The sequence below is a fragment of the Kribbella sp. NPDC059898 genome (assembly GCF_042730855.1).
GTDB lineage: Bacteria > Actinomycetota > Actinomycetes > Propionibacteriales > Kribbellaceae > Kribbella.
This window is the reverse complement of sequence record NZ_JBHWKR010000034.1, coordinates 1-23,768: the sequence shown is the minus strand read 5'-3', so window position 1 is coordinate 23,768 and position 23,768 is coordinate 1. Positions and strand designations below refer to the sequence as shown.

Here is a 23,768-nt window from a genome sequence, read left to right as displayed (position 1 = left end):
CGGCCTTGTTGGTGCTGGTTGATGCCCGCAGCCCGTGGCGCCGGCTCAACTGCGCGGTGGAACTCCGGCTCATCTTGGCTGCATCTCGACATCAGTTCACCTTGTCACGAACGATCAGCGCACGAAGCTGCTCGTAACATCTTGCGCGTGGCACGCGTCGTGGTGATCAGCGGTGGAGGCACGGGAATCGGGTTCGCGACTGCGGAGGCCTTCGCGGCCGCCGGAGACCACGTCGTTCTGCTGGGTCGCCGCGAACACGTCCTCGCGGAGGCCGCTGAGAAGCTTCCCGGCGCCCGCTATTACGCCGCCGATCTGAGCGACCCTGGCGGCGCCGGCAGGGCCGCCGACTTCGTGAAGCAGCAGTACGACGCCGTCGACGTCGTCGTTCACAGTGCCGGGGGCAACGGCGGCCTCGAACCCCAGGTCGAGCACACCGACTCCCTGGAAGCCGTTGCGCACGACTGGACGCTCACCTTCCGGCTCAACGTACTCACCGCCGTACTGCTCACCGAAGCCCTGCGCGACGTCCTGCGGTCGCCTGGTGGGCGGGTCCTGTTCATCACCTCGATCTCGGCCTTCCGCGGATCCGGCCGTGTCGAGTACGGCGCCTCCAAGGCCGCGCTGCACCCGTACGTCGTCGCGCTGGCCGCCGACCTCGGACCGCGGGGGATCACCGTGAACGCCGTCGCGCCCGGCCTCATCGACCAGACGCCGTTCTTCGGGTCGCCGCTCTCCGACGAGCGGATCCAGCTGCGGGCCGCCGAGACCGTCACCGGCCGCGTCGGCGTACCGAACGACGTCGCACAGGCCGTGCACTGGCTGGCATCGGAGAGCTCCGGGCACATCACCGCACAGGTCATCCAGATCAATGGCGGCGCCGCAAGCAGTCGCTGACCGATCACGCCCGCGAACGTTGTCCAGAGCAACAGTGCGCGAAGGTACGTCAGGCCGGGATGGCAGTACGACGTACGCTGCGCGCATGGCTGTGATCGACGACCTTCTGCGCACGGCCGTTGGCCTGTCGCGGAACTCGTGCGAGCCGTGCTCGGCGAACGGATCGCAGTCCCCGATCCGCTGATCACCGGCAGGCAAGCCGCGCGGGTGCTCGGCCTGGAACGGGGCCAGGTGCCGCGCCTGGAACGGCAGGGCTGGCTGTCTCGGCACGCGAACACCCAGCTGCAACGGAACTACCGCCTGGTCGACGTCCTCGAGCTCGCCCAGCCGATCACCCTCACTGAAGCCGCCGCGCTGATCGGCTGCAAGCCCGACCGAGTCGCGCTCCCCGTTGGTCGACGCCTGCACAGACTCGACGCGATCCTGCAGTGCGGCCGCCGACGCAAGCCGCCGGACACGTCCTGGCCGATCCCAGCCGACGAATCCGTCGAGCTGACTCCCACGCTCGTGGACGACGCGCCGGACCGATGGATCGGGCTGGCAGAAGCCGCTGCGCTCCTTGGCGTGCAGTACTGCACCGCCCGCCGCATGGTGGCGGAGGGCCGGCTGCCTGCCGAGCACGGACAACACGGCTGGTGGGCCCGGTACGACAAGGTCGTCCTGGTCCGCAACACGCTCGCGGCACGGGCTGCCCGCAGAGGCCTGCCGTCGCACAACGACTAGGCGACCGTCCGGTCCGGGCAGTCCCACGCTCCGCGCCCACTTCAGCCCAACTCGGTCTGCTCGCCGGCCGCGCGCACCGTGTAGGCCTGCGGGTACTTCTTGCCCGGCTTGGGGTGCGGGCTGCCGGTGAATGTGACGTGCGCACCGACCTCGAGCCAGGACACCCCATGGGGGAGGTCGTCGCGAACCAGTGCCTGCGGTGCCGCTGCTCAGCCAGTGGCCGCTCGAAGTCGACCCGCATGCCGCGCGGGATGGCCTTGGAGCCGCGGATGATGGACACCATGTCTGATCGTGCCCGTTGAGCGCCTGCGTACGCACTACCTGGCCACGAGCGAGAGTGTCCTAATCGCAGACACCCGGATCAGTCGGGGGAGGCCTGCGGCTCGGCGGACGGATCGCCAGCCGTCAAACCATCGATCAAGTCTGACCGGACTCGTCGGATCTTCGAGATCATCCTCCGCGCATTAGCATCAGGATGCTCGACACCTGCCTGACCGTGGTCGGCAGCAGCGCGCCCTGAATCGAACAGTGGAACAGGACTCTCGTACGCCCTGATCGCCTGGTACGTCGCGACATCCATGCGCCCCTCGGCTAGTGCCAGGCGTAACGCGAACAACTCTGCAGTGTGATGGCACCCGACCCAGCCCGAACATAGCTTGCCGGCAGCATCGGTCTTGTCGCTTTGGTGGCAACGGAAAACAGCATGGGGCTGGCCGGCTGTGTCCCGGTCGTATGCACGCAGCCGTTCGTACTCCTCTGGAGCCCAAACACCCGACGGTACGTCGCGGCGATAGGGGCAGCTCGTACACGGCCGTGGCGCCGGCGGCCGGACGCTTTGGCTGCCAGATGGCCGATTCGACATGGTTGCTTCGCCTCTCTTGGACCGGCCACCAGACTCGATTCGATCGTCGCGCCTGCTCCGACACGAGTGTCCCGTGACCGGATCAATCAGCCTTTGCCCTGCCTGGCGGCCGCCCAGGCGTTCGAGGGTGCGTTGCCTCGAACTCAAGCACCTCATTGAGCAGCCATGCCTGATCGCGCCCGGTATCCAAGAAGGGGGAGGGGTAGTCGGGGTGGCGGCGGATTTCGTTGGCGCGCTGTCGGCTGACTCCCAGGAGCTTGGTAATCCCCGAGGACCAGATCAGGTCCGGAAGTTGTGCCCTTGCCTCCGACATGCCCGAGTCGCGGTCTGCAGCCCGGATGGCCGTGAGGTCCTCGACTGCCGGATGCGTCTTGCGGCACTGCTCGAGTAGCCCCGCGATCAACGTGAGAGCGCTCAGGCCGTCCTGGGCGGACACAGTCAGCGCGATCCTCGGCGAGCTTTCCGGTGTGGCTACCCGAATGGCCGAATCCACTCGGTCGTCCAGCTGGAGCGCTGCAGCGAGGTCATCGACGCGATCTAGACCCGCCGGCGCATCCCAATCAAGATCAACCCAGTCAAGATCAACGACCCACGAACGCAAAGATCGCACCCTTCTCCGTGTGGCAGGCTTCGAATCGGCCGACGTTGCGGGCCGGCGGTGTGGCAGATAAAGACTTGACCAAAGTCAATGGTTGCACAACCCGTCCGGCTTCGGGTGGAACTCTGGCAGGAGTACGACGTCGTCGCCGCGAGGCGGTCCGCACTGCATGAGGTTCCCGACGGGGCCGGTCACGGAACCAGCGGGCATGATATCGGCAGTCTATTGCCGATATCGGCAATAGACTGCCGATATGGACATGGGGAACCCATTGACCACCGTCATCCAGACGATGGATGGACCAGCGCTCGGAGTGCTGGCCGGGACCACCGCCCCGCTGACCGGCCGGCAAGTGCACCGGCTCGCCGGCCATGGCAGCGAGCGCGGAATCCGCGACGCCCTGAACAGGCTCGCCCGGACCGGCCTGGTCACGGCGACCGTGGTCGGCGGGTCGATTCAGTACACGTTGAATCGCGACCACCTTGCAGCAAATGCCGTGCTCGAGCTTGTTTCGCTCCGCCAACGGTTGATCGAGCACCTGCGCGGAACGATCGCTGCTTGGCCGATCAGCCCTACTCACGCGAGTCTCTTTGGCTCAACAGCGCGCGGAGACGGCAACCTGGATAGCGACATCGACCTACTGATCGTGTACGACCCCGACCCGACCGCCGACCACCAGGCAGCCTGGGAAGAGCAACTCAGTGATCTCGGCGAAGAAACGCGGCGCCGTACTGGCAACTGGGTGCAGCTCTACGAGATCGATACCAGCGGTTTGATCGACCACCTGGCCGCCGACGAGCCGATCGTCAGAGGCTGGACTCGCGACGCGATCACCCTCCACGGACCTAGCATTCGTACCGTGATCCATCGCGCTGCCTTTCGTTGACGAGGTCCGTCCGACGGGACCAATGGCAGACTTCGGTACGCCGGGCTCACTTGCGAGGAGACAGCCGTGACGACATCCGTTCGGGACCACGAAGCAGCCGAGTGGGCCGAGCACGAGATGAACCTGCCGATGCGCTCGGCAACGGCGCTCAGGGGAGAAGCAGCCGCGGCCTTCGGCCGTCGCCTCATTGGGCGCAGCGACGAGCCCAGCGATCCCACAGGGGCTGGCGAAGAACCCGCTCGCTAAGTCGGGAAGTGGCGGATCCGATCCTCAGCGTCGACGTTCAGACAGTACGACGGCCAAGTGGTTTGCCTGCGCGACCGACCGGGCTGGTGTCTTTGAGCGGAATGGGTCCACTTGCGACGCCAGCAACCGCCAGGTCGCAGGACCATTCCGCAGGCGCTGTGGAAACGCCCCCGCGATCTCGCTCCAGGCAGCTGGCATCAGATTTCGTGACGCCTCTGGGGTCGCCGGATCGCCCCGACGGCACGACAGACCCAGGGTCCGCGAGGGCAGACTACTCGGCAACCACTCGCGAGACAGAAGATTCATCCCGCGCAGCCTCACAGCCCACAGCGACGGCGTTGGCGGCGTTGGCGGCGCCAATCGTGAGTAACCCGCACCCGTAGGCCTTCGCTCGCCCTATGCCGTGGGTCATCGCTTCGCGAAGCCGGTATGGCTCGGCGACCTCGAGATGGCCCTGGAAGGTAGTCATCGCGATAGTTACAGACGAGTGCTGACGGGAGAACCGTCGAACGGAGCGGTCGAGCACGGCGAGATCCGGTTCGGGCGATCCTGAGGCTGTCGACGGAACCAGTCGGAAGCCGAGCCTTTCCGTGCGATCGATCAGCCACTGCTCCTGCTGTTTGACAGTGACATGTGCCATCGGCTTCCCGCGCTTGCGGCCTTCGTCGAGAACGCTGTGCACCGGGTTGGCGGTCAGGCGGAATTGCCATCGTTGCCCAACCTCGAGGCGCTCCAGGAGTGCGTCATAAGGCCGCGTTTGCCAGGTCTCGGTCGTCGGCCATCCGGCCTGTTCGACAAGATGAGTGAAGTCTGGCTTGTGCGGGCTGACAACGTACATGACCGGTCGCCGCCCGGCCGTCGTGTCCAGTCGCCACAGCACCCTGCCCTCAGTAGTAGGGCGCGGATCGGCGAAGCCGGCAAGGACCGCGGCGTGCATGGCCTGCGGGGAGGCCAGTAGCTTCTTGGTGCCGCGCCGGACATCGTTGAGGGCCATTCGGGTGAGGAACACGTCAATCTCCCAGGAGAGTCATCGGGTCGTGCTCGGACGCTGCTGTTTCGGTGCCGTGGTCGTTGTGGACGACAACCACGCCGTGAACGAGCGAGCGCCACGCATAGCGCCGGTGGTGTGGGTCGAAACTGATCGGCAGGTCCCGTGCTGTACCTGTGGCGGTCTCCCCAGGACGGACATCGCGCAGTGTCTCCAGGCGGACCTCCCGTTCCCGGAGCGTGCGGCGGTGGTGTTCGCGGGCTAGCCACGGCAACGACGCCAGTGCGCTCTCAAGATCCAGATCGTGGATCCCTAGCGCGACAGGCCCAGCCGGAGGGCACGAGCGCCGTCCGAGGTAGAGCGGGAACGCGGGCCGCCGCAGGGCGGTATCGATTGCCTCCAGCAACTCACGATCGGCTTCAAGAACCGCGAGGTATGCCGCGTCCGTCCGGTAGTAGCGATGCGACACCGGCAGGGATGACTTCCACGTCACAGACCCGTCGCGCGCTCGCTGCGGCTTCTGCGCTGTCTGGAAGTCTTGCAAGAGCCGGCCGGGCTGATCGACGCGAACACCGAATCGGAGCTCGACCAGCTGGTCCAGTGGATCCGTGCGCTGCAGTCCCAAGGCCGCAGCAACCAGGCCGATCACGCCGCTCTTCGTGGGGGCGGCCTCTGTGGCTCGACGGACGAACCTGCTTCCCGACCCCCACGACTGCAGCGGCCCGGTGAGCCGCAGCGCGACAACGGTCACGACGAGATCCGCGAAGCGACGAGTTCACCGAGGCCATGGACAAGTTGGGGCAACGGGACGTTTCCGCCGAGCTCATCGAGTGCCTCGGTGTCGCTACCGACTCGCGTTACCCACCCGGCAACAGGTGTCTCTCCGAAGGCGCGCTGGGTTTCCAGCGCCTCGCTTCGTAGCGCTTCGGCAGCTCGCTTGACGCGGCCCTCGGCGGCCATCTCCCGCACGGGAGTCTCGAACGCGCCGGCGAGGTTGATCGGTTGGGTGTCGCGGACAAGCACGACGACAGCCTCCGGCAGGGTGCGGTTGCCGAAGGCGTTCTGCTTTCCGGTCGGCATCGAGCGCACGAAGCAGTCCACGAAGGCCTCGACAGCCCTGGTCGTCGCTGACGGACTCCCGAGATTCTGCAACAGCTGTGTGACATTGACGGTCGCGTAGCGGTACAGGGTTGAGGAGTTGAATTCGACCGTGCCGAGCATGCCGGCGCCACTCTCTTCCGCGGTGTTCTGGTCGTCGACGGCGGTGAAGTAGTCGAATTCGGTCTCGACGGGGTGAACGCTGATGGCGTGGGCGACCTGCGCTGCGGCGTCGACGCTCAGGTCCTTCTGGTCGGTGACCATGCGACCGAACAGGGCGATGTCGACGGAGTGATCCGTGTCGACGAACTGCTTGATCTTCGCGGCTCGCATTGCTTTGCGGGGGTCGTCCGCCGACGCTGCGCTGATGGCTGCATCGGCGAGATTCTGGATCTGGGACCGGCTCAGGAAGACGAGGTAGCCGACTTCGCCGGGTGCTTCCTTGGCCTTCTTGGCCGGGGCAATCTTGAGCCCGGCCGCTTCCAGGGCGTCGGTTGCGAGCTGAACAGCGCGGTCAGTCAGGGCGGGGGAGTGGTCGGCGATCGCATCGGCCAGGAGTTGAACGGCCCTCTTGGTCCGGACTCCGAGGTCTGCGGCGTCGAACTGGTCGGCGAATGCCACTCGCGTTGCGCGCTTCCAGGCCTGGCTGGAGACCCTGGCGCGTCGTACGCCGCCGTAGACGGCCGTCTTGGGGCTGCCGGTGTCGTCGCGGTTGATGTTGCTGGGCGGCACGGTCTGCAGGACGTGGATGTCCACAAACAGCCTGGTCATGCTTGCTCTCCGTCTTCGGGATCGTCGGTTTCGGTGTCGGGGTGGTTGAGGGCGGTCGGGGCAGGTGGTCCGTCGATGCGGCTGTCGCCTGCGCCGTGGTAGAAGCCGCGGCCCCACGCGAGCTTGACCTTGTTCTCACGGTTCGGCGTGATGAGTGCGTGGATGTCGTCGGCGAGCATCGCATAGTCGAGTCCGTGACCGGTGCCTCTGAGCTGCGTGATCAGGCCGCGTGCGTGCGTGAGCAGCTCCTCGATCGACCCGGCCGTGGAAACGGCCATGAATCGCCGTGTCACCGCGGCCTCGGCCGAACCTGTAGCTAGCCGACGTACCGCGGTCCCGAATCCGACTCCGGCAACGTGCGCCGGTCGGCTGAACGCCTGCTGGTGTAGCGCGTACAGAGTGAAAGCCGCGTGCGCGGCGACCTCGGCCCGACTCGGTTCGTCACCGTTCCAGGCGAGCTCGGGTGGGATGGACCCGATGGTCATCTCCCAGATCTCCGGAACTGCACCCGGAGCTTTTCCCAGCCCTCGCCGCAATCTCGCCAGATCGGCACGAGCCCATGGTGCGCCGGCCAGGAAGGCCTTCTGAAGACTCCAGAGCCGGGGATCGATCGCTCTGCCGAGCGCTTCGAGCCGGCGAGGACGCCTGGCGACCTGCGCCCCGGACGTTCGTGCAGCCTCTTGTGGGCCGGCGGCTGTGCCCTGATCTGTGCTCACGCAGTGGTCTCCTGAACCTGGCCGAGCTTGTCGTGAGGGGGCTGGATGGGCGGCCGGGCCTGGAGGGCCAGCGGAAGGAGCTGGCGCACCTGGCGCCCGAAGCGAGCCTCTGCGCAGGCGACATTCACGAACTTCCCGTGAAGCCGCCGGCCGACCCACGCGGCAGGCCCGGCGCAAGAGACGATGTCGGCAGCGACCGGACGTACCGCTCGCAGGATCGTGGACTGCCACTCTGTCCGGGCGGCCATCCGATCGGTAGCCGGCCCGAGCTGGGCCAGCCATCGACGGTATGCGGCGTCCACATCGGAGTAGAACTGCTCCCGGTACCGATCACCGGCACCAGACCGCGGGGCGGACCCCGCTGCCTGGGCAATGTCGTCGGCCAAGTGAGCAACCGACGCGGCGATCCGCTCAGCATCCTCGACGGCCGCGATCGCCAGCTGGCCGAGCGCCGGATCGACCATACTGAGCAGCGCCACCGCCAAGGTCAACGTGTCGTCGACGATCTCGGCGATCGTGGCGTTCTTGGAGCCGTAGGAGACCCCGATCCCGCGCGTACGGATCGCGAAATCGCCCACGAGATGGCCCTGCCTGCCCAAGTCAGCGACCCACTGCAAGACGACAGGAGCCAGGTACGGAGCCGGCCCCTGGGCGGCGCCTGCTCGGGCGCTGAGCGAAGGCAGGAGTGCAGCAAGTCCTTGCCACAGACATCGCTGCGGGGCGTGCGTCCGCGGCATATACGTTACTTGACCCAGCTTCTTGGACTGTGGCGCGTCGTGGCGCCACGCCGTATGCGGGTCGAACGCGTGCAGGTTCTGAGGCTCGATCATGTCGCCCTTGGCCAGGACGACCCCGGTGACCCCGTCGCGGTCTCCGTGAAGTCGAATCCTGCGGGTCTGCCAGGTATAGAGCGCGATCGCGCCGGTCGGCAGGCCGGCTTCGTCGTAGCGGGCGCTGTCGATGTCGCGTTCCCAGGGCGGCAAGTCGTCCGGGCCGCCGATGGAGGCGAAATCGCGGGCGACCAAGTTGAGGAGGAGCGTCTCGCGCAGGGTTCGTCCCTGCACCAGGATGCCCCCGATCTGGCCGGACCAGCCGGGAACACTGCCGAAACTCCTGGCACCGGTCTTTGGGCCTCCCACCACACCGCTCTTGATCCCAGCTGTGTCGTACGCGTGTGCGTGGATCAGCCAGCGCGCGGCCTCAGCCGGCGTCATGCTCTGCAGGCTCCGTGCCGAGCGGGTGGTGAACAGAAGCTCGCCGTTCGGGACGTCTGCGACGATCTTGGCCAGACTCGAGACCTCGTCGCGTGCTTTACGCAGGTCGGGAACCTGGAAGAACGGCGCCGTGCTGTCGAACAGGTCGAAACGGTGCCGGAACCGCTCCGCGTACGACCGGATCGCGTCCGTTGGCAGTCCAGGCGCATTCCAGAGCCCAGCCCAGTCATCGGCATCGTCAGGGCCGTCGACGGCGCGATGCAGGAACGCCAGCAACAGCCGCGTGATCGCGAATCCCTGGGTCGGCACCTCGCCTCCCAGCGTCACCAGATCGTCAGCCTGATCGAGCACGTCGAGGATCGACAGTTCAATCTCACGTCCGCTCGCTTCGAGTGCGACGATCCACGGCTCGTCGAGAAGGCTGAAGCCCGTCTCAGGGGTGGTCATCGAACACCTCCAATCCCTTCTCGGGTGTGTAGCGGATCCGGCGGCCGGCAAGGTGTCCTTCGCCGTCCGCGGTGACGACGAGTGCAGGCAGGTGAGCGATTGCGGGGCAGTGGCGCCACGCTGCCGGGGTTGCCTGGCGGAGCTCGGACTCAGCGGCCGGAGTGCTCAGGCTCAGCGGAAGCCGCAACGTACTAGCTGCCATCGCCTCGGCAACCTCGGCCGTCGGGGGTGTGTCGCGCGGAACAGGCACGCCGCCGATCGGGTCACCGAACCAGGCCGGCGTGGACCAGGCACCGCGGACATCCGACTGCACCAGAACGGTCTCGACACTGGGCTCGCCGTCACGGACCTGGCCCCTGCCCTGCGCAGTGTCGTCGACCTCACCGAGACCGGCCGTCACCCATCCGGCGATAGGCCTTGCCCCCTGTGGAGGGCTGATCCGGAACGTTGCCGCGGCACGCTCCCGTCGACGCCTGCGGTGCGCCGCGGCCGCCTCGGCCTCGACCAAGGCCTCCTGCCAGGACAACGGGCCGACCTGGCTCGAGCCGTAGGCGGCCTGGACGAATGGTGCGATGTCGGCCGGCAGTTCGATGGTGCTGCCGAGCCGCGGCAGCAGGACCGCGGCCGCGCGCAGCAGCGGATGGGCTTCGTAGACAAGGACCGAGCCGCGATCGAGGCACGGCGGGTTCTGCTCGAAGTCAGCGCCCGTGATGTAAACGCGGGCCGTGCGCAACCGCTGCGGCCGCTCAGTCTGCCCTGTGCCGCGTTCGTGTCGGTGGAGTCGGCCGAGCCGCTGCAGTACCAGATCGATCGGAGCAAGGTCGGTGACCATGAGATCGAAATCGACGTCCAGTGACTGCTCGACGACCTGGGACGCAACCACGATCCGGCGGAACGGCCGCTCCAACGCACGCGCGGGCGACCCGAACGCGTCGAGCAGCTCCCTGTCTATCCGCAGCCGGTCAGCAGCCGTGAATCGCGCATGAGCCACCAGCACCTCACCCGGAAATACCGCTTCGAGAGCGGCTGCCGATGCCAGCACCCGCCGGACAGTGTTGTGAACGACGACCGCCGTACCGCCGTCGACGAGCGCTTCCTTCAACAGCCTCACAAGCGCCGCGCCGCCGTCGGGCAGCGCCTGCACCTCGACACTCGACGACCGTCCAGACCCCTCCGGGACCCGGCGGCGCAGCCGCCGTCCATCGAGCCAGGTCAGAGCCGGATAGCCGACCTCGGCCGGCACAGACCTCGAGCGCGGCGTCGCGCCGCGCGCGCCGACCTGCTCGGGCATTGCCTGTCCCTCGGCCTGTCCCTCGGCGTACGCGGCGATGAGTTCGGTCCGTCTCTCACCCGGGAGGGTGGCAGACAATGCGATCACCGGCACTCGATACGCGCCCAACCAACGCAGCACGGTTGTCAGGTAGCTGTTCATGTAGGCGTCGTAGGCGTGCACCTCGTCGATGACCACAACCTTGCCCGCCAACCCGAGGTGCCGCAGCATCAGATGCCTGGCCTTGAGCCCGGCGAACAGCAGTTGATCGATGGTTGCGATAGAGAAATTCGCCAGCTGCGCCTTCTTCCGGCCCGACAACCACGTGTGCGCGACCACGCCGTTCATGCCGCAGCCGGGTTGTTCGTCGATCCCGACTTCGGCCAGGCCCGCCACAGGAAGGCCCTGATACGTCCGGTTGAATCGCGACCGCCCGTGCACCAGGCTGATTGCTCCACTGACTGTCTGATCGGAACTTCCGAGCCGGTCAAGCCAATCGACAACGCGACCGAACATCGCATCGGTGGTTGCCTGTGTCGGCAACGCAACCAGGAGACCCCCTGCCCCGAACCGCCGTGCCAGAACCTCGGCCGCCGCCAACGCGGCTTCGGTCTTTCCTTCACCCATCGCAGCCTCGATCACCAACATGCCAGGCTCCGACATGACGTTCGCGACCTCGTACGCGGCTCGCTGCACGGGGCGGGCGGATGCGCCCACCGGTAGAGCGAAACGGGTCGTGAAGATCCGGTCCGTTGACAGCTCTGCAGGTGCGGGCGACCAGGGTTTCGGCAGGCCGAGCTTCTCCATTGCCGCGGCGACGCGCTGCGGGCACCTGCCGGTCTCGGGGAGCCGGCCGGCAGGAAAGCCGAACAGTGCACTGTTGCTGGCGATCCAATCCGACACGATCACGATCCCGGTCGCGATCACCTGGAACCGCTGCGAGAGCCGTCGCCCGGGGCCATCGAGAAGCCGGGCGCGGCGGACCTGAGCGCTCGCTCGGTGCAACAGATCCTCCCGGACCTGGTCCCAAGGGGAGCCGCCGTAGAGGTCAGGAACTCTGCAGCAGGCGGCCCGGTCCTCGCTCATCACATCGGGAGGGACGCCGTGGTGCCCGCCGATCACAACTCCCCAGGTGCGCGCTGCTTGCACAGTCCAGCCGCGGCTGGTCAGCCAGCTTGTCAGGAGATGCTGACCAGCAACCGAATGCGGAGCGAGTTCCCGGTCCGGCAGGACGCGCGGGATCGCGAGGCCTTGGTCGCGCATCAGCTGCGCGAGTGGTTCGTTCTGGACCGCGAAAGCGGGCGTGGCCTTCCCAAGGTCATGGACGCCGGCGAGGAACACCACCGTGGACCGAGCCCCGGCCTCGTCGCCGTGGAAGTCCTCTGCGAGCAGCCGGACCACGGCCGGGGCCAGCCAGTCGTCGACCAGGGCACGGGCGACTGCAGCTGAATCGTCCATGTGCTGCCACAACGGCAACCAGGCGCCCGAGCGGCCCGGCGACTTGGCCCACACAGACCGTGCAGCCGTGCTCAGCCCGCGTTCCAGCTCCGCGGTAGACGCCGCGGTGGCCGCGCCTCCAGGACTCACGTGGCCTTCGGTGCCGTGTGATGAGGTGCGAGGCATCTCCATCTACCCCTCCAGCCCGTCCATTCCCGTGGTCGGGCACCGCAGCCCGAGCCTGTCGGTGACAGTGTGGACTGGACCACCGACAGAATGTGACGAGCGGTCCACTGGGTAGCTGCGCGAGCTGAGACCGATGCATGGTTCTGACCGTGTTTGATGACGTCAGTTGTTCTTGAATTCCAACGTCACCCCTCGATGGGACGCCACAATGTCGGTGAATCTTGACGTCACCTCGGGGGTTGTGGTGGCAGGGTAGATGTGGTGAGGGAGGAAGCGATGAGCGACCACCACGAACACGACGACGCCGATGGATCGGACGAGCACGCCAACGAGCTGTGCGACGTCTGCGGGGCTGCGATCACCGACGAGTCAGCGCTGTACACGCTAGTCCCGGACTCCAGCTTCATCCACGCAGCCAACCCAACGATGGACGGCCAGCGCCTCATCGTGGCCTGCACCCAACGGCACCTTGACCAGCTCACCCAGCAGTACACCGCCCGCCTCTTCGTCGACGAAGAACTCTGGATCGGCAAGATCGGGCGCGCGCTCGAGCAGTCACCCACCGGACGGCTCCAGCCCGACCAACTTGCCATAGCAACGGGGCTCACCGTCGAGCAGATCGAGCGAGCGGCGGCCTGGCACAACGCCCGCCTCAGCTGACCCCGAAGTTCGGGGACTGACATCGAAACTCGCGGAGGCCCGGACGTCTTGCCAGCCCGGATCGGCACATCTGGCCCGGACAGAGAAGATCCCCCAAGTTGCGCGTCGTGGAGAGGCGTGGGGGATGTAGTGACTTGGCGGTAGCAAATTGTCATCGTCTGCGTCACCTGCAGACTGCGGCGGCGAGGTGCCGCAAACCGCACGTCGGTGTGCCCGGCCAGTATGCCGGAGTCCGGCGGGGCGCTCGGAGCTAGACGCATGTCCGGCTGAGGGGGTGTTGGCAGGCGAGAGCGGCTCTTGTACGCCGGGGGAGCGCGCCAGAACGCTGGCGGTGTCGAGCGAGGCGGCCGAGAAGGCTAGGACCTCGTCAGGACCCCAGTTCCTGGGGGTTGCCAGCGCGCTCACCTTAGGTAGCGGCTGAGCTTAGGCCGGCGGAGGCGCGAGTTCCGGAAGGGCCCTCGGTGTTCTGTCGCGTCGGTAGGCCCAGCCGGGGGTTAGCTCGAAGTGCTCGTTGTCCTGCAGCGCCTCTGGCGGGCACAAGTGGCTCTCCGGATCGCAGCACGCCCGCCGGCACACAACGATCGTGCCGCTCTCCACGAGTTCGCGTAGCCCTTCTCGGACTGCGTCAGACTCGATGTCCATCGCGGTGGCCAGCTGCTTGATGGTCGCGCGCATCGGCTCGGGCCCCGATCGGTTGACCCAGTCTCTGGTGATTCGGAGTGCCGCAGGTTCGGGCACGTCGTCTGATAAGGCGAGCTGCATCCTGTGTCCTCTCGTTTGGGAAAGACCCCATCAAGAACAGAAGGCCCGCAATCACTGCGGTCTGTGACACGCCAATTCCAGGTGACCGGCATCCGGACACGTCGGTCGTACCGGGTCGGTGACCAGTGCAGCGGGCGACTCCGTCGATTCACGAAATCTGACAGGGGTCGGTGCAGGGACGAGCGCTGGGGACCAGGGCACGCTCGGCCTCCCAATGCGCGGACGTGGGTGCTGGCGGACGTCGTGCGGATGCGGCTGCCTCTCAAAGTTTTCTCAACTCGCTTGTCACAGACCCTCCGGATCCTGGGCCTTCTGTGATCAGAGGCCCGAATTCGAGTGGGCCGACGAACCCGAGAAGGGACCAGAAGATGTCGAAGGCCAGTCAGCGGAGCGGAAGCCTGTCGGTGCAGAACGCACGCCGGTACGCCGCACGCGTAGGGACCGCGGTGCTCATGAGTGCCGCCGTGGTCACATTGGCCGCGTGCTCTCCGTCGCTGAAGCTCGAGGGGCACGAGGTCGATTCGAAAGCGCCGTGGCTACAACAGATCGATGACCAGTGGCGCAACGACCTCGGACGGGGAACCGCGTCGACCGGCGAGAAGTCGGGCTGCTGGCTCGCCCGCGACGACAGCGGCGAGTTCGACAGGGTCGCCTTCTGCGGTCCCGTCCGCCACCTGGAGAAGCCTGACGCCGGCGTCTGGGATGCCTACAGCTTCGACGCGACCGTGTCCGACAACAAATCCCTCAGCGTCGAGAACATCGGTCTCAAGGAGATGGGCGCCAAGTTCCCGGACAACCGGAAGGCGTACCGGCCCAGCGGCGGCGACCTTCCGAAGAACGCCGACGAGTTGGCCGCGCCGAAGGCGCCGCCCCTTCCGTCCGGTTACGTGAAGCGGCTCAGCAGCGAGAACACGATCGAGCTCAAGGACCGCGCCGCTCCCAAGAATGGCAAGATCATCGGACCGAACCTCGAGCTCACCGTGACCGACGTCGGGCGAGTAGACACGGTCGGCGGCGAAAGCCAAGGAATGATGGGTCCGGCCGACGGCGAAGAACTACGTGCGATCGTCCTGACAGTCAAGAGCGACGGCACGAGTTCGACCTCGTCGTCGACCATCAACACAACGCCGGTGTTCTCGATCCAGACCCCAAAGGGCCGCAAGACGATCGACCTGACCGACGAGACCTTCGGCGGCCGTGCCCTCCCCGACGGGCCGATTACGATCCTGGCTGGTGTGCCCAAGGGACAGGACGCCCAGCTTGTAGTCGGCATCGCAGGCGTCGACCAGACTGTGTCGCTGCGTACCGGTGACCGGACCTCGACGGTCGCGGCCGGCTACTACCGCTCCAGCACCACCGTCGCGCTGAACAAGCAGTTCCTGACGACTCAAATCACCAACGGGAACTTCGGCGTGCGGCACGGCGTCACCTTCGCCAAGGCCGACATCGTGCCCTTCATTCCGACGTCCGGGTGGGCAAAGCCCGGCAAGTCCTGGCTCCAGCTGAGCTGCACGAACGTCGACATGGACAAGACCGCCGACTACCGGTACAACGACCCAGTCATCGACCCGGCCAAGAGCATCACCTTCACCGACGACAAGGGCGCCAAGATCCCCTACACCGGCAAGGACCTGCCTTGCGCGATCCAGGACGAGTACATGACCGATCAAACGCTGACCCTCGAGATCCCAGACTCAGCCAAGTCGATCCGCGTCAACTACGCACCCACCGGTACGTTCAGCGCGAACAAGTACGGTCAGAAGCAGCCCAAGACCCAGTTCGACTTCCTCGGCACCAGCGAGGTCAACCCCAAGAAGGGCAGCTTCGCCTTCAAGCCCCTCGTCTTCACCATCGCGATCCCGCAGTAGGCACATCCTGCGGCGACAGCCGTCTGCGGCAATCCGAGGCCCCCAGCAGCGTGTCACCTGCTGGGGGCCTCGCGCTGCCGAAGGTGGCCCAACACACGCGCCGCCAGCTACGAAGGGATCGGATCGCTGACCTTCTGCCTCACGCATCCAGACTGGTCACACCAGAGCGTCGCGCCAACTCGAGCAGCGCGACAGATCGCCGGCCGCCGCACTGCGGTCGTGCTTCAGATGAGCGCGCTCGTAGCAGCCGACCACACACTCCCGAGATGTCACCACGGACAGGAGGAGCCGATGTACTCGACTGGACGTCGACGACCGAGGCGTTGGCAGACGAAGGCGTAGTCGTCGACACACGGGACTCCTCCGATCGCGCTACCCGCCTGGTCCGCAAGGGACGCCTGTGGTTCTTCGAGGACAACTCGATGTACATGTACTACACGCCCACGGCATGGCGGCCGGCGACCACCTGAAGCGCCAATGTCTCGATGCCAAGATCCGTCGTCGCTCGATGAGCGTCGCCGCCGTCGGGGCTATTTGAGGACGGTGCATTCAGCCTGCCGGGCATGTCGGCAACCTACGGTGTCAAACGTGCATGAACTGGCTCGGAGGCGCCAACATGAGTTGGACACCTCCGGCACACCCTGCATGATCTCAGTAGCGACATCCTATCGGTCTGCTACCCGCTTGCGCTCGCTCTTGCGCGATTCCTTCCCGCGCATGTTGCCGCCGCCGGCTTTGCCGTCGTTGCCGGCGTCGCCGGAGCTGCTGTGAATCGTTGCGGACCCGGTGCTCTTCTTGATGAAGTCGCCGGCGATCAACTCTGCCCGACCGTGAGCGTCGGTGTATCCCATGTCTATTTCACTTCCCCTGGGGTTTGATTTACTGGGTTGCTCCGTGCTCCGTGCTGCGGATCGGTTGGTGTCAGTCGGCGGAATCCTTGTCGGTCAGTTGTACGACGTACCGGGTGCCGATCGTGCCGTCCGGGCGCCGGTATCGGGCGTGGTGCGATCCGACCACGCGTAGCTGCAGCCCGCGGGGAAGGAGGTGGGTGGTGTCGTCGACGCTGTCAGATCTGCCGAGGTACATGCCGCGCCGGGTCGCGATCTCGAAGGCGACCACTCGGCCGGCGCGGTCGTTGTCCGTTTCGATCTCGTGCAGGGTGTGTGCCGAACCGGTGTAGCGGTCGAGCTCCACCTCCTGTCCGGCGTCGAGGCGGCTCGCGACGAAGGTCGCGACGCTGGTGTAGTTGATCGCCTGTGGCATTTCGACGTTCGCGTAGACCACGTGACCGCGGTTTCCCTCTTCCTCGTACTTCTGGATTGCGCGGTCGATCCGCTGCACTTGGAGCTTCGTGGTGTCGTCGAGTTCCTGCGCGTCGCCCACGACGTCGGACAGCGCGTCGTTGAGCCTCGACCACTGCTTGTTGTCGGTGATCGCACGGGCGATCGCGGAGTATTCGGTCTTGGCCAGCCGGTCCTGGGCGGCTCGTTTGGTGATCGATCGCGCCTTGCGCTGCCTGGAGCTGAGGGGTGTCCGGATTGCGTCCGGTTCGGGCAGCCCACGGTCCATGACGGGATATGGCGGTTCTGAAGTCACGTCTCTCGGCATGGCCCGCTCGCGGTCACGCCGCCGCCGGGTGAGGCCCGGAGTCGTCTCGACGGCCTGGTCGAGTTCGCGTGCGCCGGCGCGGGTCTCGGCGCGCTCGTTGTGCTCGGCGACCGGGATGAGCTTGGCGCGCTTGCGTGAGGACGTCGACGTGCCGCGATCGGGGTCGAGCACGGTTTCGTCGGGCCGCGGCTTGTACCGGGTGCTCATGGTGTTTCCCGTGATCCTTGGCCAGGTAGGGGGCCAACCCCACCTGGAGCCAAGGACCGAGCCACTTGATACCGCCTTAGAACCAACCAAGGGCGGCGGGGCCTGGGGATCGAGATTCGATCAGATACAGCATACTCGGTGGGCGTGCCGCCGGCGCTGATCTCGCAGGCGGGCCGCCGCGCCGCGGCAGTCACACGAACTCCGCGATGCGCGGCAGCGTGCTGCGCAGCTGCTCGTAGAGGTTCGGCCATCCTCGGCGAAGCCAGGTGACCCGGCCCCGCTCGAGGTGGTTCCCGTCGAGTACGTGTGACAGACGCAGGGCCGATTCCGGCGCGCCGATCGCGCGCAGCCTGTCGTATACCGGGTTGATGGGCAGCTGCTTTCGGGCGACGTAGGCCCAGATGTCCTGGGTCTTCCAGTTCCAGACCGGTCCGAACGCGGTTGTGCCGTCCTTACGTCGCACGATGCCACCGAATTGGGTTCGCAGGTCGTTGTGCGGCGGGCCGGCCGGGTGGCCCTGCTGGGCGATCTCGCGGCGGAGCGCGGTGGCGTACATCGCGGCGCGGCCGCGAGACTCCTCGGCTCTGACTCCCCAGAGTTCGCCTGGGCCGAGGCTTTTGTGGGCTGTGGCAGCTGGGGTGGTGATGAGGCAGTCGTGGAGATTCGGTACGGCGTGATCTGGGGCGTTGTGGTCCCAGCCTCCCGAGGTCTGAAGGATGTCGAGAAGCCCTGGCTGTGCTCGCACGACGTGAAGCTGCAGGTTCAGGTGGTCCTGGAGCTGGTCGAGGTAGGCGTGGGTCTCAGGGAATTCGAGGCCGCTGTCGAAGAAGACGACCGGGACGTTGGGCTCGACCTGCAGCGTGAGGTGGAGAACGACGAGCGAGTCTTTTCCGCCGCTGAAGGCGACGTATCCGTCGTGGTTGTCGAGGTGGTCGCGGATGCGGCTGGGCAGATGACCAGTGCCGGCGGGTGGACGCAGCCGGGCGAGCAACTGGTTGCGGTCGAGACCTGGAGTGGTGGGCCTGGTGGTCATCGGAGGGTCTCCAGGGAGGCGGGAAGACGTAGATCATGCTGGCGTAGGGGATGCATGTAGGGCGGGCGGAGTCCCGCGGTGCCGGGCCCGCCGTCGCCGGCGATCGTGTGGCCCTTGAGGCAGGTTTCTGGTGTTGGCCGGCCGAGCGTGCTGTTCGGGTGCAGGTGTGCCGCGGACCAGGGGTCGAGGTCGGCGACTGGCTGGACTTCCCACCGCTGCACATGTCCCTCGCCGTGGCTGCGCTTCTTGCCGATGGCAACGATGGGGGCCAAGAGGTCGCGGATCTGTGCAAGGTCTCCTACAGCCCACCAGACCAGCGACCGTGCGGGTGTCGTGATCAGCGGCATGCGGCGGGCCTGGTAGCGGCCTTGTCGGTCCGAGATGATCGTGGGCAGGGCGTCGACGGCCAATTCGGCCGCACGGTGGTCGAACCGGCTCGTCCAGTGGTGGACCTCGACCTCGGCTGCGCCCTCGGGGAAGGCGCAGGTTGCCGCCCAGTGCCAACTATCGCCACCGGCGCCGGCGCAGCGAGCCAGTGGCAGCGCGAGATCCTCGGGGACCTCGGTGTCCACCAGGTGGGGGATGGGGAGGTTCTGGGCGAAGCGACGTGCCTTGCGGTCATGCCAGAGCTCGCTCGCCAGAAGGCCGTCCAGCGCCACCCCCCAGGGGGCCCCGGAGGCGGTCGAGGACGCGAGGTGGGCGCGGATCTGGAGGGGAACCGCCGGTGCCCCGGTGGCGGTGACGTCGGTGATCATGAGAGGTCCTTGAGGGCGCGGAGCGCGTCGTCGTGATGGCGGTGGACGTGTGCACGCCAGTCGGCCTGTTCGTCTGGGCCGGTGAGAACGGTACGGGTGAGGTCGCTGACGACCTGTCCATGACCGGTCGCGGCACGGCCGCCGAGCCTGCTGTCGATCGCGAAGTGCTGCAGGATCTCGGTGAAGAAGGACACCTCGACGGGTGTTGCCCGGGTGAGCTGCAGCCAGGTGGAGAATCTCGTGCCGGCGGTGAAGGTCTGGGTGCTGTACTTCATCAGGACGGTGCTGTTGTCGCCCGCTGCTTCACCGGCGATGTCGGGGATCCCATGCTGTTCGGTGTTGTCGAGGCGGACTGCGGCTTCCATCTGGGTTGCCCGCATCGCTGGGATCGTGAAGGTGTCTGCGGGTCGCACTTCGGCCGGAAGAAGGTGCAGGGTTTCGCGGACGATGGGGACCACCATGCCGACCTGCAGGCAGCCGTCGATGATCCGGCCCCCACCGGCACAGCCGAAGACTCCGACCTGTGGGGCGAGGCGGCGGAGGTCGGCCAGGCGTTGCCCTGACAGCGGCTGGCCGCTGACCTTGGCCAAGGCGCCGCCGGACCGCAATGCGTGGAACGCGGGCAAGGAGATGTCGCCGGTGTAGTCGAGTGCGTCACGGAGCAGTTCCTCCCCGATGCGGCGCAGCCGGCCGCGGAACGCGTTGCCGGAGACGACCGGGACGAGCTCGGGCCGCCCGTCGGGCTGGATCACCTGCATGTGGCGCAGCATCGTCATGGTTCCGTACGTCACACCGCCGTGCGCGACTGATGACACAGCGGTCAGGGTTCCGGCCCACCGCACGGTCGTGGCCATGTCAGTTCCCCTTCCGACGCGAGGAACGGACAGCGTCGGCGGTTAGCCGGGTACGCAGGATCAGGGCCGGTGTCTCGGTCCGCAGCTTGTACAGCACGGCGGCGTCCTCGTCGTCGGTGCGGAGTAGCTGCTCGAGTTCGGCGCGCTCGGGGTGGTTGCGTGGAGCCGAGACGAGCTCGCCCGCTGCCTGGGTGTACCAGCCGCGCAGCGAGTCGGTCATGAACGTCGCGCTGATGACCCGTTCAGGAAGGATCGGGTCCCAGTAGGTGGTGCGGTGACGCGTGCTGGACAACCAGCCGTCGTGCCAGTCGATGCCATAGTGGAGCAGCAGCAAGAGCCTGTCGGCGATCCCGCTGGTGCCGCGCAGTGCCGGGAGATCCGCGGCGGCGAGCCAATGGCCGGTTGGCGTGCCGGGAACTGTGGCCGTCATGCTGCGGCCGCCGCGGTGTCGTCGGTTGCCAGGAGGCCCAGGCGAAGCCACAGATCGCGGTCACGCCAGGGCTGGAGTTCGGCCCATCCGATGATGATGTCGGGCCATCTGGTGCTCGGCAACCGCCGGAAGACGGCGAACGGTGGGGCCTGCTCGGCGAAGGCCTGGCGCGTGAATCCGTAGGTGCGCAGCCGGCGCATGACGCCGAGCCGTTCGACGTCGGCGGGCGTCCATGGCACAGATGTTCCCTCGAGCGTGACCCGGCCCCAGGTCGCCTCGGGCACCAGATGCCGCCGGCCGGCGCGCAGCGGAACCACGAGGGCGGCTTGCCGGCTCAGAGGACGCGTGAGGACCTGGCCAAGCTCAGGGAGGGTCAAGCACCGCAGAGTGGACGGTGCGTGCGTGATGAGGTGAGCGTGTTGCCGCAAGCCAGTGGTCCGGTATCCCCACGAGCAGGCGGAGCAAAGCCCTTGGCCGGCCGGATCGCGCCAACTGTCGAATGCGGTGAAGTTTTTCGAGACCACCGATCCGATCTTGGATAGGTTCCCGGCCTCGCCGCAGCGTGCGCACCTTCCCGCTTCGGTCAGATCAGCAGGATGGGGGCCCTTTGCCCCGATCCACCCGGCAGTCACCACGTCGACCATCGTGTTCGTCCCTCCTTCGAAATCCCCTTCTGAACGGAGAAGGCCCGAAGACGTCCGTGTCTGTGACAGGAGTCCGCCGAGATTCTTCGGGAATCTGACCCCGGACTATCGATGGCTCTCGAGAGCCGAGGCGATGCGACCGTGCAGGGTGCGGTGCGGCCTAGTGGCCGTGCATGTAGGCGATCAGGGCGACGGCGGCCTCGAACGTCGGCACGGTGACGACCGGTTCCTCGGGGATCCCTTCCAGCACCCCGTAGACCCCGACCTTTCCCGGGCGCTCGGCCAGAGCCCACCCCGGAATGCCCGGATGGGTGAGCCAAGAGGGATCCTCGGCGTCGGCTACCCAGGTCGCGCGATCTGCGATGGTGCTGATGTCGGGCAACGGGATCTTCTCCGAGAGCCCAACATTCTGACCGTCCTGTGCCATAGCAACCACCCTCCAAACCTTGACGAATGACAAGGTCAATGTGTCACGCGCCTTGTCGTTTATCAAGGTTGCTTCTACCGTTGAGCATGTCACGGCCGACAAGGAGGTGCCTGGCGGTGCCGGAGCGTCAACCGTGCGCGGCCCACTCCCGACGTAGGCGGGTGTCAGCGGGGCCACCCAGAATCGGCGAGATGGTCGACGCATGCTGGTCAGTCGCGGGCGGCTGCTCGGCTAGGTTCTGAGACGTCATCATCCGACCGAGAGGAATCAAACGTCATGGCCGGCGAGTCCGCCCAACTGCGATACGACGTCGAGGTCGAACTCGAGCGAGGCGCCAGCGCGCCGAGCCTCGAAGTCATTCGCGACCTGCTGGGCGACGTTGCCCTGGGTGGTCGGGAGGGCCCAGACCACACGATGGTGCTGTATCTCCGGGTGCCCGCGGACACGCTGCAGCAGGCCATCACGATCGGCTTCGGCCTCGTCGGGCAGTTCGGCAAACCCATGGCAATCTGGGCCATCCCAACGGTGCCCCTACGCTCCAGGCCGCCCGCGGTGCCCGACTTCATATCCGCATCCGAAGCGGCCACGGCCGCCGGCCGAAGCCGGCAGGCGATCCACCAACAGATTGCCACCGGCTCGATCAAGGCAGGCAAAGTCGGCCGGGAGTACACGATCCGACGGGCCCTCATCGCCGGCGACACACCTGCCTCAACTCCTCAGGGGTGACCGTCGTCGATCGATGAAACCACCAACACCAGGCCCTTGTCGTTTGACAAGGCCGGAATGCGCACTAACCTTGTCAAACGACAAGGTTGGGCGTGTCTCGCAAGGGGACACAACCCCGGCTCGTCGCCACGTCGGGTAGCAGAACCTCACCTCAGGAGGTGCGCCAATGCGGGAAACCGAGCGGGTTGTGATCGCCACCAGTAACGGTCGCGGGAACGTCAAGCAACTCCCTGACCTCTACGCCGCGAAGCCGTTCGGACACGAAGACCGTGACCACGGCTCGACTTTCCAGCACACCCGCGCGCCGTGGGCCGAGCAACCGGGCCGAGCACCAGCCACAGGAGTCACTGTGAACCTCACCGAGATCGGCCGGCGAGCGTACCGTAACGGCGAAACGCGCGTGGCTGCCGACAGCCAGACTGGTCGCCAGGCCTTGATGACGCTCCCTTCCGGATCGCAAGCAGCCGCGGCGCGGGAGTACGCAGAGGGCTGGCGCGCGGAACAGCAGGAGACCAACCCGGTCGAATACCTGACTGAGCTATGCCGCGCGACCGAGGACGAGATCGCGGTCTACACAGAAGAGATCCGCACGACCCGACACAAGCGCCGGCTCACCCGGCTTGAGCGGAACCGATCCGATGCACGGGAGAAACTGTCTCGGCTGGCCACCGAACTTGGCTCCGCCGTCCAGGACCAGCGCCGCCAGGGCAACCGCGGACTGCGGCCCCCGGAATGGCTACTCAACGACCTCGGCGCCCATCGTCCGACCGGAAGGACCGAACTCGGCTACACCCGGCGAGTCTGCAACGCATGCGACGCCGACTGGCCGTGCCCGGAGACAGTGCAGGCCCGTGAGAACTGGCTCCTGCAGGAGCAGGCCGCCTACGAACACGCGCCACAAAAGGACAGCCCCCGATGACCACCCGCATCCCGCGCCGAACCAGTTCCGCACCGCGAGACCACGGCCCGACGCTGACCTTCACCAGCCAGCCCGTCAAGGATCTCAACGACCGCCGCAGAGTTGCATACTGGCGCTGGTACGCCGACGGGATCGAGGTCGGCGCCGTTGCCCCTAAGCCGGACGGGTTCCGTGCGCTCATCTACCGGCGCGACATCGAAGGCCGCCGCATCACCGAACTCGGCGTACGCACGTCCCGCAGGGAAGCCGAGGAAGCGGTGCGGGACTGGGCGACCGCAAACCCCGGACGCGTCAAAGGAGAACAACCGACGTGACCATCCGCAAGAGCTTATGGATCACCTGCGACGGGCATGGAGGCCGGCGGATGTTGAAGTGTGAAGCGTGCTTCCGGCCGGGGCGGCTCTCGCTGATCTGATGCGCTACAGGAGATCCGGTTCGGCAATCGGGCCCTGACCCTGGTTCTTGGACACGCCGAATCCAGCAGTTGCTGGAGTAAGCGAGATGATCCTGACCATGGCCCGCAAGAACTACTCCGAACA

26 protein-coding genes are annotated in these 23,768 nt (G+C 66.6%); 9 read left to right on the top strand and 17 right to left on the bottom strand.

Annotated elements, in window-relative coordinates:
* Positions 1–147 precede the first annotated feature (147 nt).
* Together ACFV9C_RS44725 and ACFV9C_RS44720 are read left to right on the top strand one after the other, a co-directional pair.
* Positions 148–894 (top strand): SDR family NAD(P)-dependent oxidoreductase, encoded by a 747-nt coding sequence (locus ACFV9C_RS44725; RefSeq protein WP_380204259.1) that lies wholly within the window; start codon positions 148–150, stop codon positions 892–894.
* Between the two features lie 147 nt (positions 895–1,041).
* Entirely contained in the window at positions 1,042–1,617 is a 576-nt protein-coding gene (locus ACFV9C_RS44720) for a hypothetical protein (protein ID WP_380204257.1), read from the top strand.
* Between the two features lie 41 nt (positions 1,618–1,658).
* On the opposite strand, the gene ACFV9C_RS44715 is transcribed toward ACFV9C_RS44720, so the two are convergent.
* From ACFV9C_RS44715 to ACFV9C_RS44705, 3 genes are all read right to left on the bottom strand, one after another.
* Complete coding sequence (locus ACFV9C_RS44715; RefSeq protein WP_380204255.1) at positions 1,659–1,781, bottom strand: hypothetical protein; 123 nt, start codon at positions 1,779–1,781, stop codon at positions 1,659–1,661.
* A gap of 197 nt (positions 1,782–1,978) precedes the next feature.
* Complete coding sequence (locus ACFV9C_RS44710) at positions 1,979–2,479, bottom strand: DUF6283 family protein (RefSeq protein ID WP_380204253.1); 501 nt, start codon at positions 2,477–2,479, stop codon at positions 1,979–1,981.
* Between the two features lie 82 nt (positions 2,480–2,561).
* Positions 2,562–3,080 carry a hypothetical protein gene (locus ACFV9C_RS44705; protein WP_380204251.1) on the bottom strand — a complete coding sequence of 173 codons (519 nt, stop codon included), beginning with the start codon at positions 3,078–3,080 and terminating at the stop codon, positions 2,562–2,564.
* Positions 3,081–3,330: 250 nt separating this feature from the next.
* Here ACFV9C_RS44705 and ACFV9C_RS44700 point away from each other — a divergent pair, with 250 nt between their 5' ends.
* Positions 3,331–3,963, top strand: coding sequence for a nucleotidyltransferase family protein (locus ACFV9C_RS44700; protein WP_380204249.1), 633 nt, complete (start codon positions 3,331–3,333; stop codon positions 3,961–3,963).
* 517 nt (positions 3,964–4,480) lie between these two features.
* Here ACFV9C_RS44700 and cas6e read toward each other — a convergent pair.
* From cas6e to cas3, 6 genes are read right to left on the bottom strand one after another with little or no spacing between them, the layout of a single operon-like run.
* Positions 4,481–5,218 (bottom strand): type I-E CRISPR-associated protein Cas6/Cse3/CasE, encoded by a 738-nt coding sequence (cas6e, locus tag ACFV9C_RS44695; protein WP_380204247.1) that lies wholly within the window; start codon positions 5,216–5,218, stop codon positions 4,481–4,483.
* Between the two features lies 1 nt (position 5,219).
* The gene (gene cas5e, locus ACFV9C_RS44690; protein ID WP_380204245.1) at positions 5,220–5,948 is read right to left on the bottom strand and encodes a type I-E CRISPR-associated protein Cas5/CasD; all 729 of its coding nucleotides are present in this window, start codon (positions 5,946–5,948) and stop codon (positions 5,220–5,222) included.
* On the bottom strand, positions 5,945–7,066 hold the full coding sequence (gene cas7e, locus ACFV9C_RS44685; RefSeq protein WP_380204243.1) for a type I-E CRISPR-associated protein Cas7/Cse4/CasC: 1,122 nt from the start codon (positions 7,064–7,066) through the stop codon (positions 5,945–5,947). Before cas7e ends, cas5e begins: the two co-directional genes overlap by 4 nt.
* Complete coding sequence (gene casB / locus ACFV9C_RS44680) at positions 7,063–7,782, bottom strand: type I-E CRISPR-associated protein Cse2/CasB (protein WP_380204241.1); 720 nt, start codon at positions 7,780–7,782, stop codon at positions 7,063–7,065. Before casB ends, cas7e begins: the two co-directional genes overlap by 4 nt.
* Positions 7,779–9,443, bottom strand: a complete 1,665-nt coding sequence (gene casA / locus ACFV9C_RS44675) for a type I-E CRISPR-associated protein Cse1/CasA (protein ID WP_380204239.1) — start codon at positions 9,441–9,443, stop codon at positions 7,779–7,781. Before casA ends, casB begins: the two co-directional genes overlap by 4 nt.
* Positions 9,430–12,336 (bottom strand): CRISPR-associated helicase Cas3', encoded by a 2,907-nt coding sequence (gene cas3 / locus ACFV9C_RS44670; RefSeq protein ID WP_380204261.1) that lies wholly within the window; start codon positions 12,334–12,336, stop codon positions 9,430–9,432. Before cas3 ends, casA begins: the two co-directional genes overlap by 14 nt.
* Positions 12,337–12,612: 276 nt before the next feature.
* Between cas3 and ACFV9C_RS44665 the strand changes: the two genes are divergently transcribed.
* The 3 genes from ACFV9C_RS44665 to ACFV9C_RS44655 all read left to right on the top strand — a co-directional run bounded on the left by ACFV9C_RS44665 (position 12,613) and on the right by ACFV9C_RS44655 (position 16,096).
* Positions 12,613–12,996: a hypothetical protein gene (locus ACFV9C_RS44665; RefSeq protein ID WP_380204237.1), complete on the top strand. Its 384-nt coding sequence runs from the start codon at positions 12,613–12,615 to the stop codon at positions 12,994–12,996.
* Positions 12,997–14,126: 1,130 nt separating this feature from the next.
* Positions 14,127–15,626 carry a hypothetical protein gene (locus tag ACFV9C_RS44660; protein WP_380204235.1) on the top strand — a complete coding sequence of 500 codons (1,500 nt, stop codon included), beginning with the start codon at positions 14,127–14,129 and terminating at the stop codon, positions 15,624–15,626.
* A 266-nt stretch (positions 15,627–15,892) separates the two neighbouring features.
* On the top strand, positions 15,893–16,096 hold the full coding sequence (locus ACFV9C_RS44655; protein WP_380204233.1) for a hypothetical protein: 204 nt from the start codon (positions 15,893–15,895) through the stop codon (positions 16,094–16,096).
* A gap of 195 nt (positions 16,097–16,291) precedes the next feature.
* On the opposite strand, the gene ACFV9C_RS44650 is transcribed toward ACFV9C_RS44655, so the two are convergent.
* From ACFV9C_RS44650 to ACFV9C_RS44615, 8 genes are all read right to left on the bottom strand, one after another.
* The gene (locus ACFV9C_RS44650; RefSeq protein ID WP_380204231.1) at positions 16,292–16,477 is read right to left on the bottom strand and encodes a hypothetical protein; all 186 of its coding nucleotides are present in this window, start codon (positions 16,475–16,477) and stop codon (positions 16,292–16,294) included.
* A 70-nt stretch (positions 16,478–16,547) separates the two neighbouring features.
* On the bottom strand, positions 16,548–17,441 hold the full coding sequence (locus ACFV9C_RS44645) for a hypothetical protein (RefSeq protein ID WP_380204229.1): 894 nt from the start codon (positions 17,439–17,441) through the stop codon (positions 16,548–16,550).
* A gap of 190 nt (positions 17,442–17,631) precedes the next feature.
* Positions 17,632–18,474 (bottom strand): phosphoadenosine phosphosulfate reductase family protein, encoded by an 843-nt coding sequence (locus tag ACFV9C_RS44640; RefSeq protein ID WP_380204227.1) that lies wholly within the window; start codon positions 18,472–18,474, stop codon positions 17,632–17,634.
* A complete protein-coding gene (locus tag ACFV9C_RS44635) occupies positions 18,471–19,229 on the bottom strand; it encodes a hypothetical protein (protein ID WP_380204225.1) in 759 nt (252 codons plus the stop codon). The genes ACFV9C_RS44640 and ACFV9C_RS44635 overlap by 4 nt, the downstream gene beginning before the upstream one ends.
* Complete coding sequence (locus tag ACFV9C_RS44630; protein WP_380204223.1) at positions 19,226–20,083, bottom strand: hypothetical protein; 858 nt, start codon at positions 20,081–20,083, stop codon at positions 19,226–19,228. The genes ACFV9C_RS44635 and ACFV9C_RS44630 overlap by 4 nt, the downstream gene beginning before the upstream one ends.
* Before the next feature lies 1 nt (position 20,084).
* Entirely contained in the window at positions 20,085–20,513 is a 429-nt protein-coding gene (locus ACFV9C_RS44625; RefSeq protein ID WP_380204221.1) for a hypothetical protein, read from the bottom strand.
* Positions 20,510–21,157, bottom strand: coding sequence for a hypothetical protein (locus tag ACFV9C_RS44620; RefSeq protein ID WP_380204219.1), 648 nt, complete (start codon positions 21,155–21,157; stop codon positions 20,510–20,512). The genes ACFV9C_RS44625 and ACFV9C_RS44620 overlap by 4 nt, the downstream gene beginning before the upstream one ends.
* 160 nt (positions 21,158–21,317) lie before the next feature.
* Positions 21,318–21,584 (bottom strand): hypothetical protein, encoded by a 267-nt coding sequence (locus ACFV9C_RS44615; RefSeq protein ID WP_380204217.1) that lies wholly within the window; start codon positions 21,582–21,584, stop codon positions 21,318–21,320.
* 276 nt (positions 21,585–21,860) lie between these two features.
* On the opposite strand from ACFV9C_RS44615, the gene ACFV9C_RS44610 reads away from it, so the two are divergent.
* The 3 genes from ACFV9C_RS44610 to ACFV9C_RS44600 all read left to right on the top strand — a co-directional run bounded on the left by ACFV9C_RS44610 (position 21,861) and on the right by ACFV9C_RS44600 (position 23,543).
* Positions 21,861–22,310, top strand: a complete 450-nt coding sequence (locus ACFV9C_RS44610) for a hypothetical protein (protein ID WP_380204215.1) — start codon at positions 21,861–21,863, stop codon at positions 22,308–22,310.
* A gap of 166 nt (positions 22,311–22,476) precedes the next feature.
* The gene (locus ACFV9C_RS44605; RefSeq protein ID WP_380204213.1) at positions 22,477–23,229 is read left to right on the top strand and encodes a hypothetical protein; all 753 of its coding nucleotides are present in this window, start codon (positions 22,477–22,479) and stop codon (positions 23,227–23,229) included.
* Positions 23,226–23,543, top strand: coding sequence for a hypothetical protein (locus ACFV9C_RS44600; RefSeq protein ID WP_380204211.1), 318 nt, complete (start codon positions 23,226–23,228; stop codon positions 23,541–23,543). The genes ACFV9C_RS44605 and ACFV9C_RS44600 overlap by 4 nt, the downstream gene beginning before the upstream one ends.
* The last annotated feature ends 225 nt before the right edge of the window (positions 23,544–23,768 follow it).

What these genes read in the sequence shown, in the direction of transcription:
- ACFV9C_RS44710 (WP_380204253.1), bottom strand. Translation starts at nt 2,479, where the DNA reads ATGTCGAATCGGCCATCTGGCAGCCAAAGCGTCCGGCCGCCGGCGCCA.
- ACFV9C_RS44700 (WP_380204249.1), top strand. Translation starts at nt 3,331, where the DNA reads ATGGACATGGGGAACCCATTGACCACCGTCATCCAGACGATGGATGGA.
- cas7e (WP_380204243.1), bottom strand. Translation starts at nt 7,066, where the DNA reads ATGACCAGGCTGTTTGTGGACATCCACGTCCTGCAGACCGTGCCGCCC.
- casA (WP_380204239.1), bottom strand. Translation starts at nt 9,443, where the DNA reads ATGACCACCCCTGAGACGGGCTTCAGCCTTCTCGACGAGCCGTGGATC.
- cas3 (WP_380204261.1), bottom strand. Translation starts at nt 12,336, where the DNA reads ATGCCTCGCACCTCATCACACGGCACCGAAGGCCACGTGAGTCCTGGA.
- ACFV9C_RS44665 (WP_380204237.1), top strand. Translation starts at nt 12,613, where the DNA reads ATGAGCGACCACCACGAACACGACGACGCCGATGGATCGGACGAGCAC.
- ACFV9C_RS44660 (WP_380204235.1), top strand. Translation starts at nt 14,127, where the DNA reads ATGTCGAAGGCCAGTCAGCGGAGCGGAAGCCTGTCGGTGCAGAACGCA.
- ACFV9C_RS44655 (WP_380204233.1), top strand. Translation starts at nt 15,893, where the DNA reads ATGTCACCACGGACAGGAGGAGCCGATGTACTCGACTGGACGTCGACG.
- ACFV9C_RS44650 (WP_380204231.1), bottom strand. Translation starts at nt 16,477, where the DNA reads ATGGGATACACCGACGCTCACGGTCGGGCAGAGTTGATCGCCGGCGAC.
- ACFV9C_RS44645 (WP_380204229.1), bottom strand. Translation starts at nt 17,441, where the DNA reads ATGAGCACCCGGTACAAGCCGCGGCCCGACGAAACCGTGCTCGACCCC.
- ACFV9C_RS44640 (WP_380204227.1), bottom strand. Translation starts at nt 18,474, where the DNA reads ATGACCACCAGGCCCACCACTCCAGGTCTCGACCGCAACCAGTTGCTC.
- ACFV9C_RS44635 (WP_380204225.1), bottom strand. Translation starts at nt 19,229, where the DNA reads ATGATCACCGACGTCACCGCCACCGGGGCACCGGCGGTTCCCCTCCAG.
- ACFV9C_RS44630 (WP_380204223.1), bottom strand. Translation starts at nt 20,083, where the DNA reads ATGGCCACGACCGTGCGGTGGGCCGGAACCCTGACCGCTGTGTCATCA.
- ACFV9C_RS44625 (WP_380204221.1), bottom strand. Translation starts at nt 20,513, where the DNA reads ATGACGGCCACAGTTCCCGGCACGCCAACCGGCCATTGGCTCGCCGCC.
- ACFV9C_RS44620 (WP_380204219.1), bottom strand. Translation starts at nt 21,157, where the DNA reads ATGGTCGACGTGGTGACTGCCGGGTGGATCGGGGCAAAGGGCCCCCAT.
- ACFV9C_RS44615 (WP_380204217.1), bottom strand. Translation starts at nt 21,584, where the DNA reads ATGGCACAGGACGGTCAGAATGTTGGGCTCTCGGAGAAGATCCCGTTG.
- ACFV9C_RS44610 (WP_380204215.1), top strand. Translation starts at nt 21,861, where the DNA reads ATGGCCGGCGAGTCCGCCCAACTGCGATACGACGTCGAGGTCGAACTC.
- ACFV9C_RS44605 (WP_380204213.1), top strand. Translation starts at nt 22,477, where the DNA reads ATGCGGGAAACCGAGCGGGTTGTGATCGCCACCAGTAACGGTCGCGGG.
- ACFV9C_RS44600 (WP_380204211.1), top strand. Translation starts at nt 23,226, where the DNA reads ATGACCACCCGCATCCCGCGCCGAACCAGTTCCGCACCGCGAGACCAC.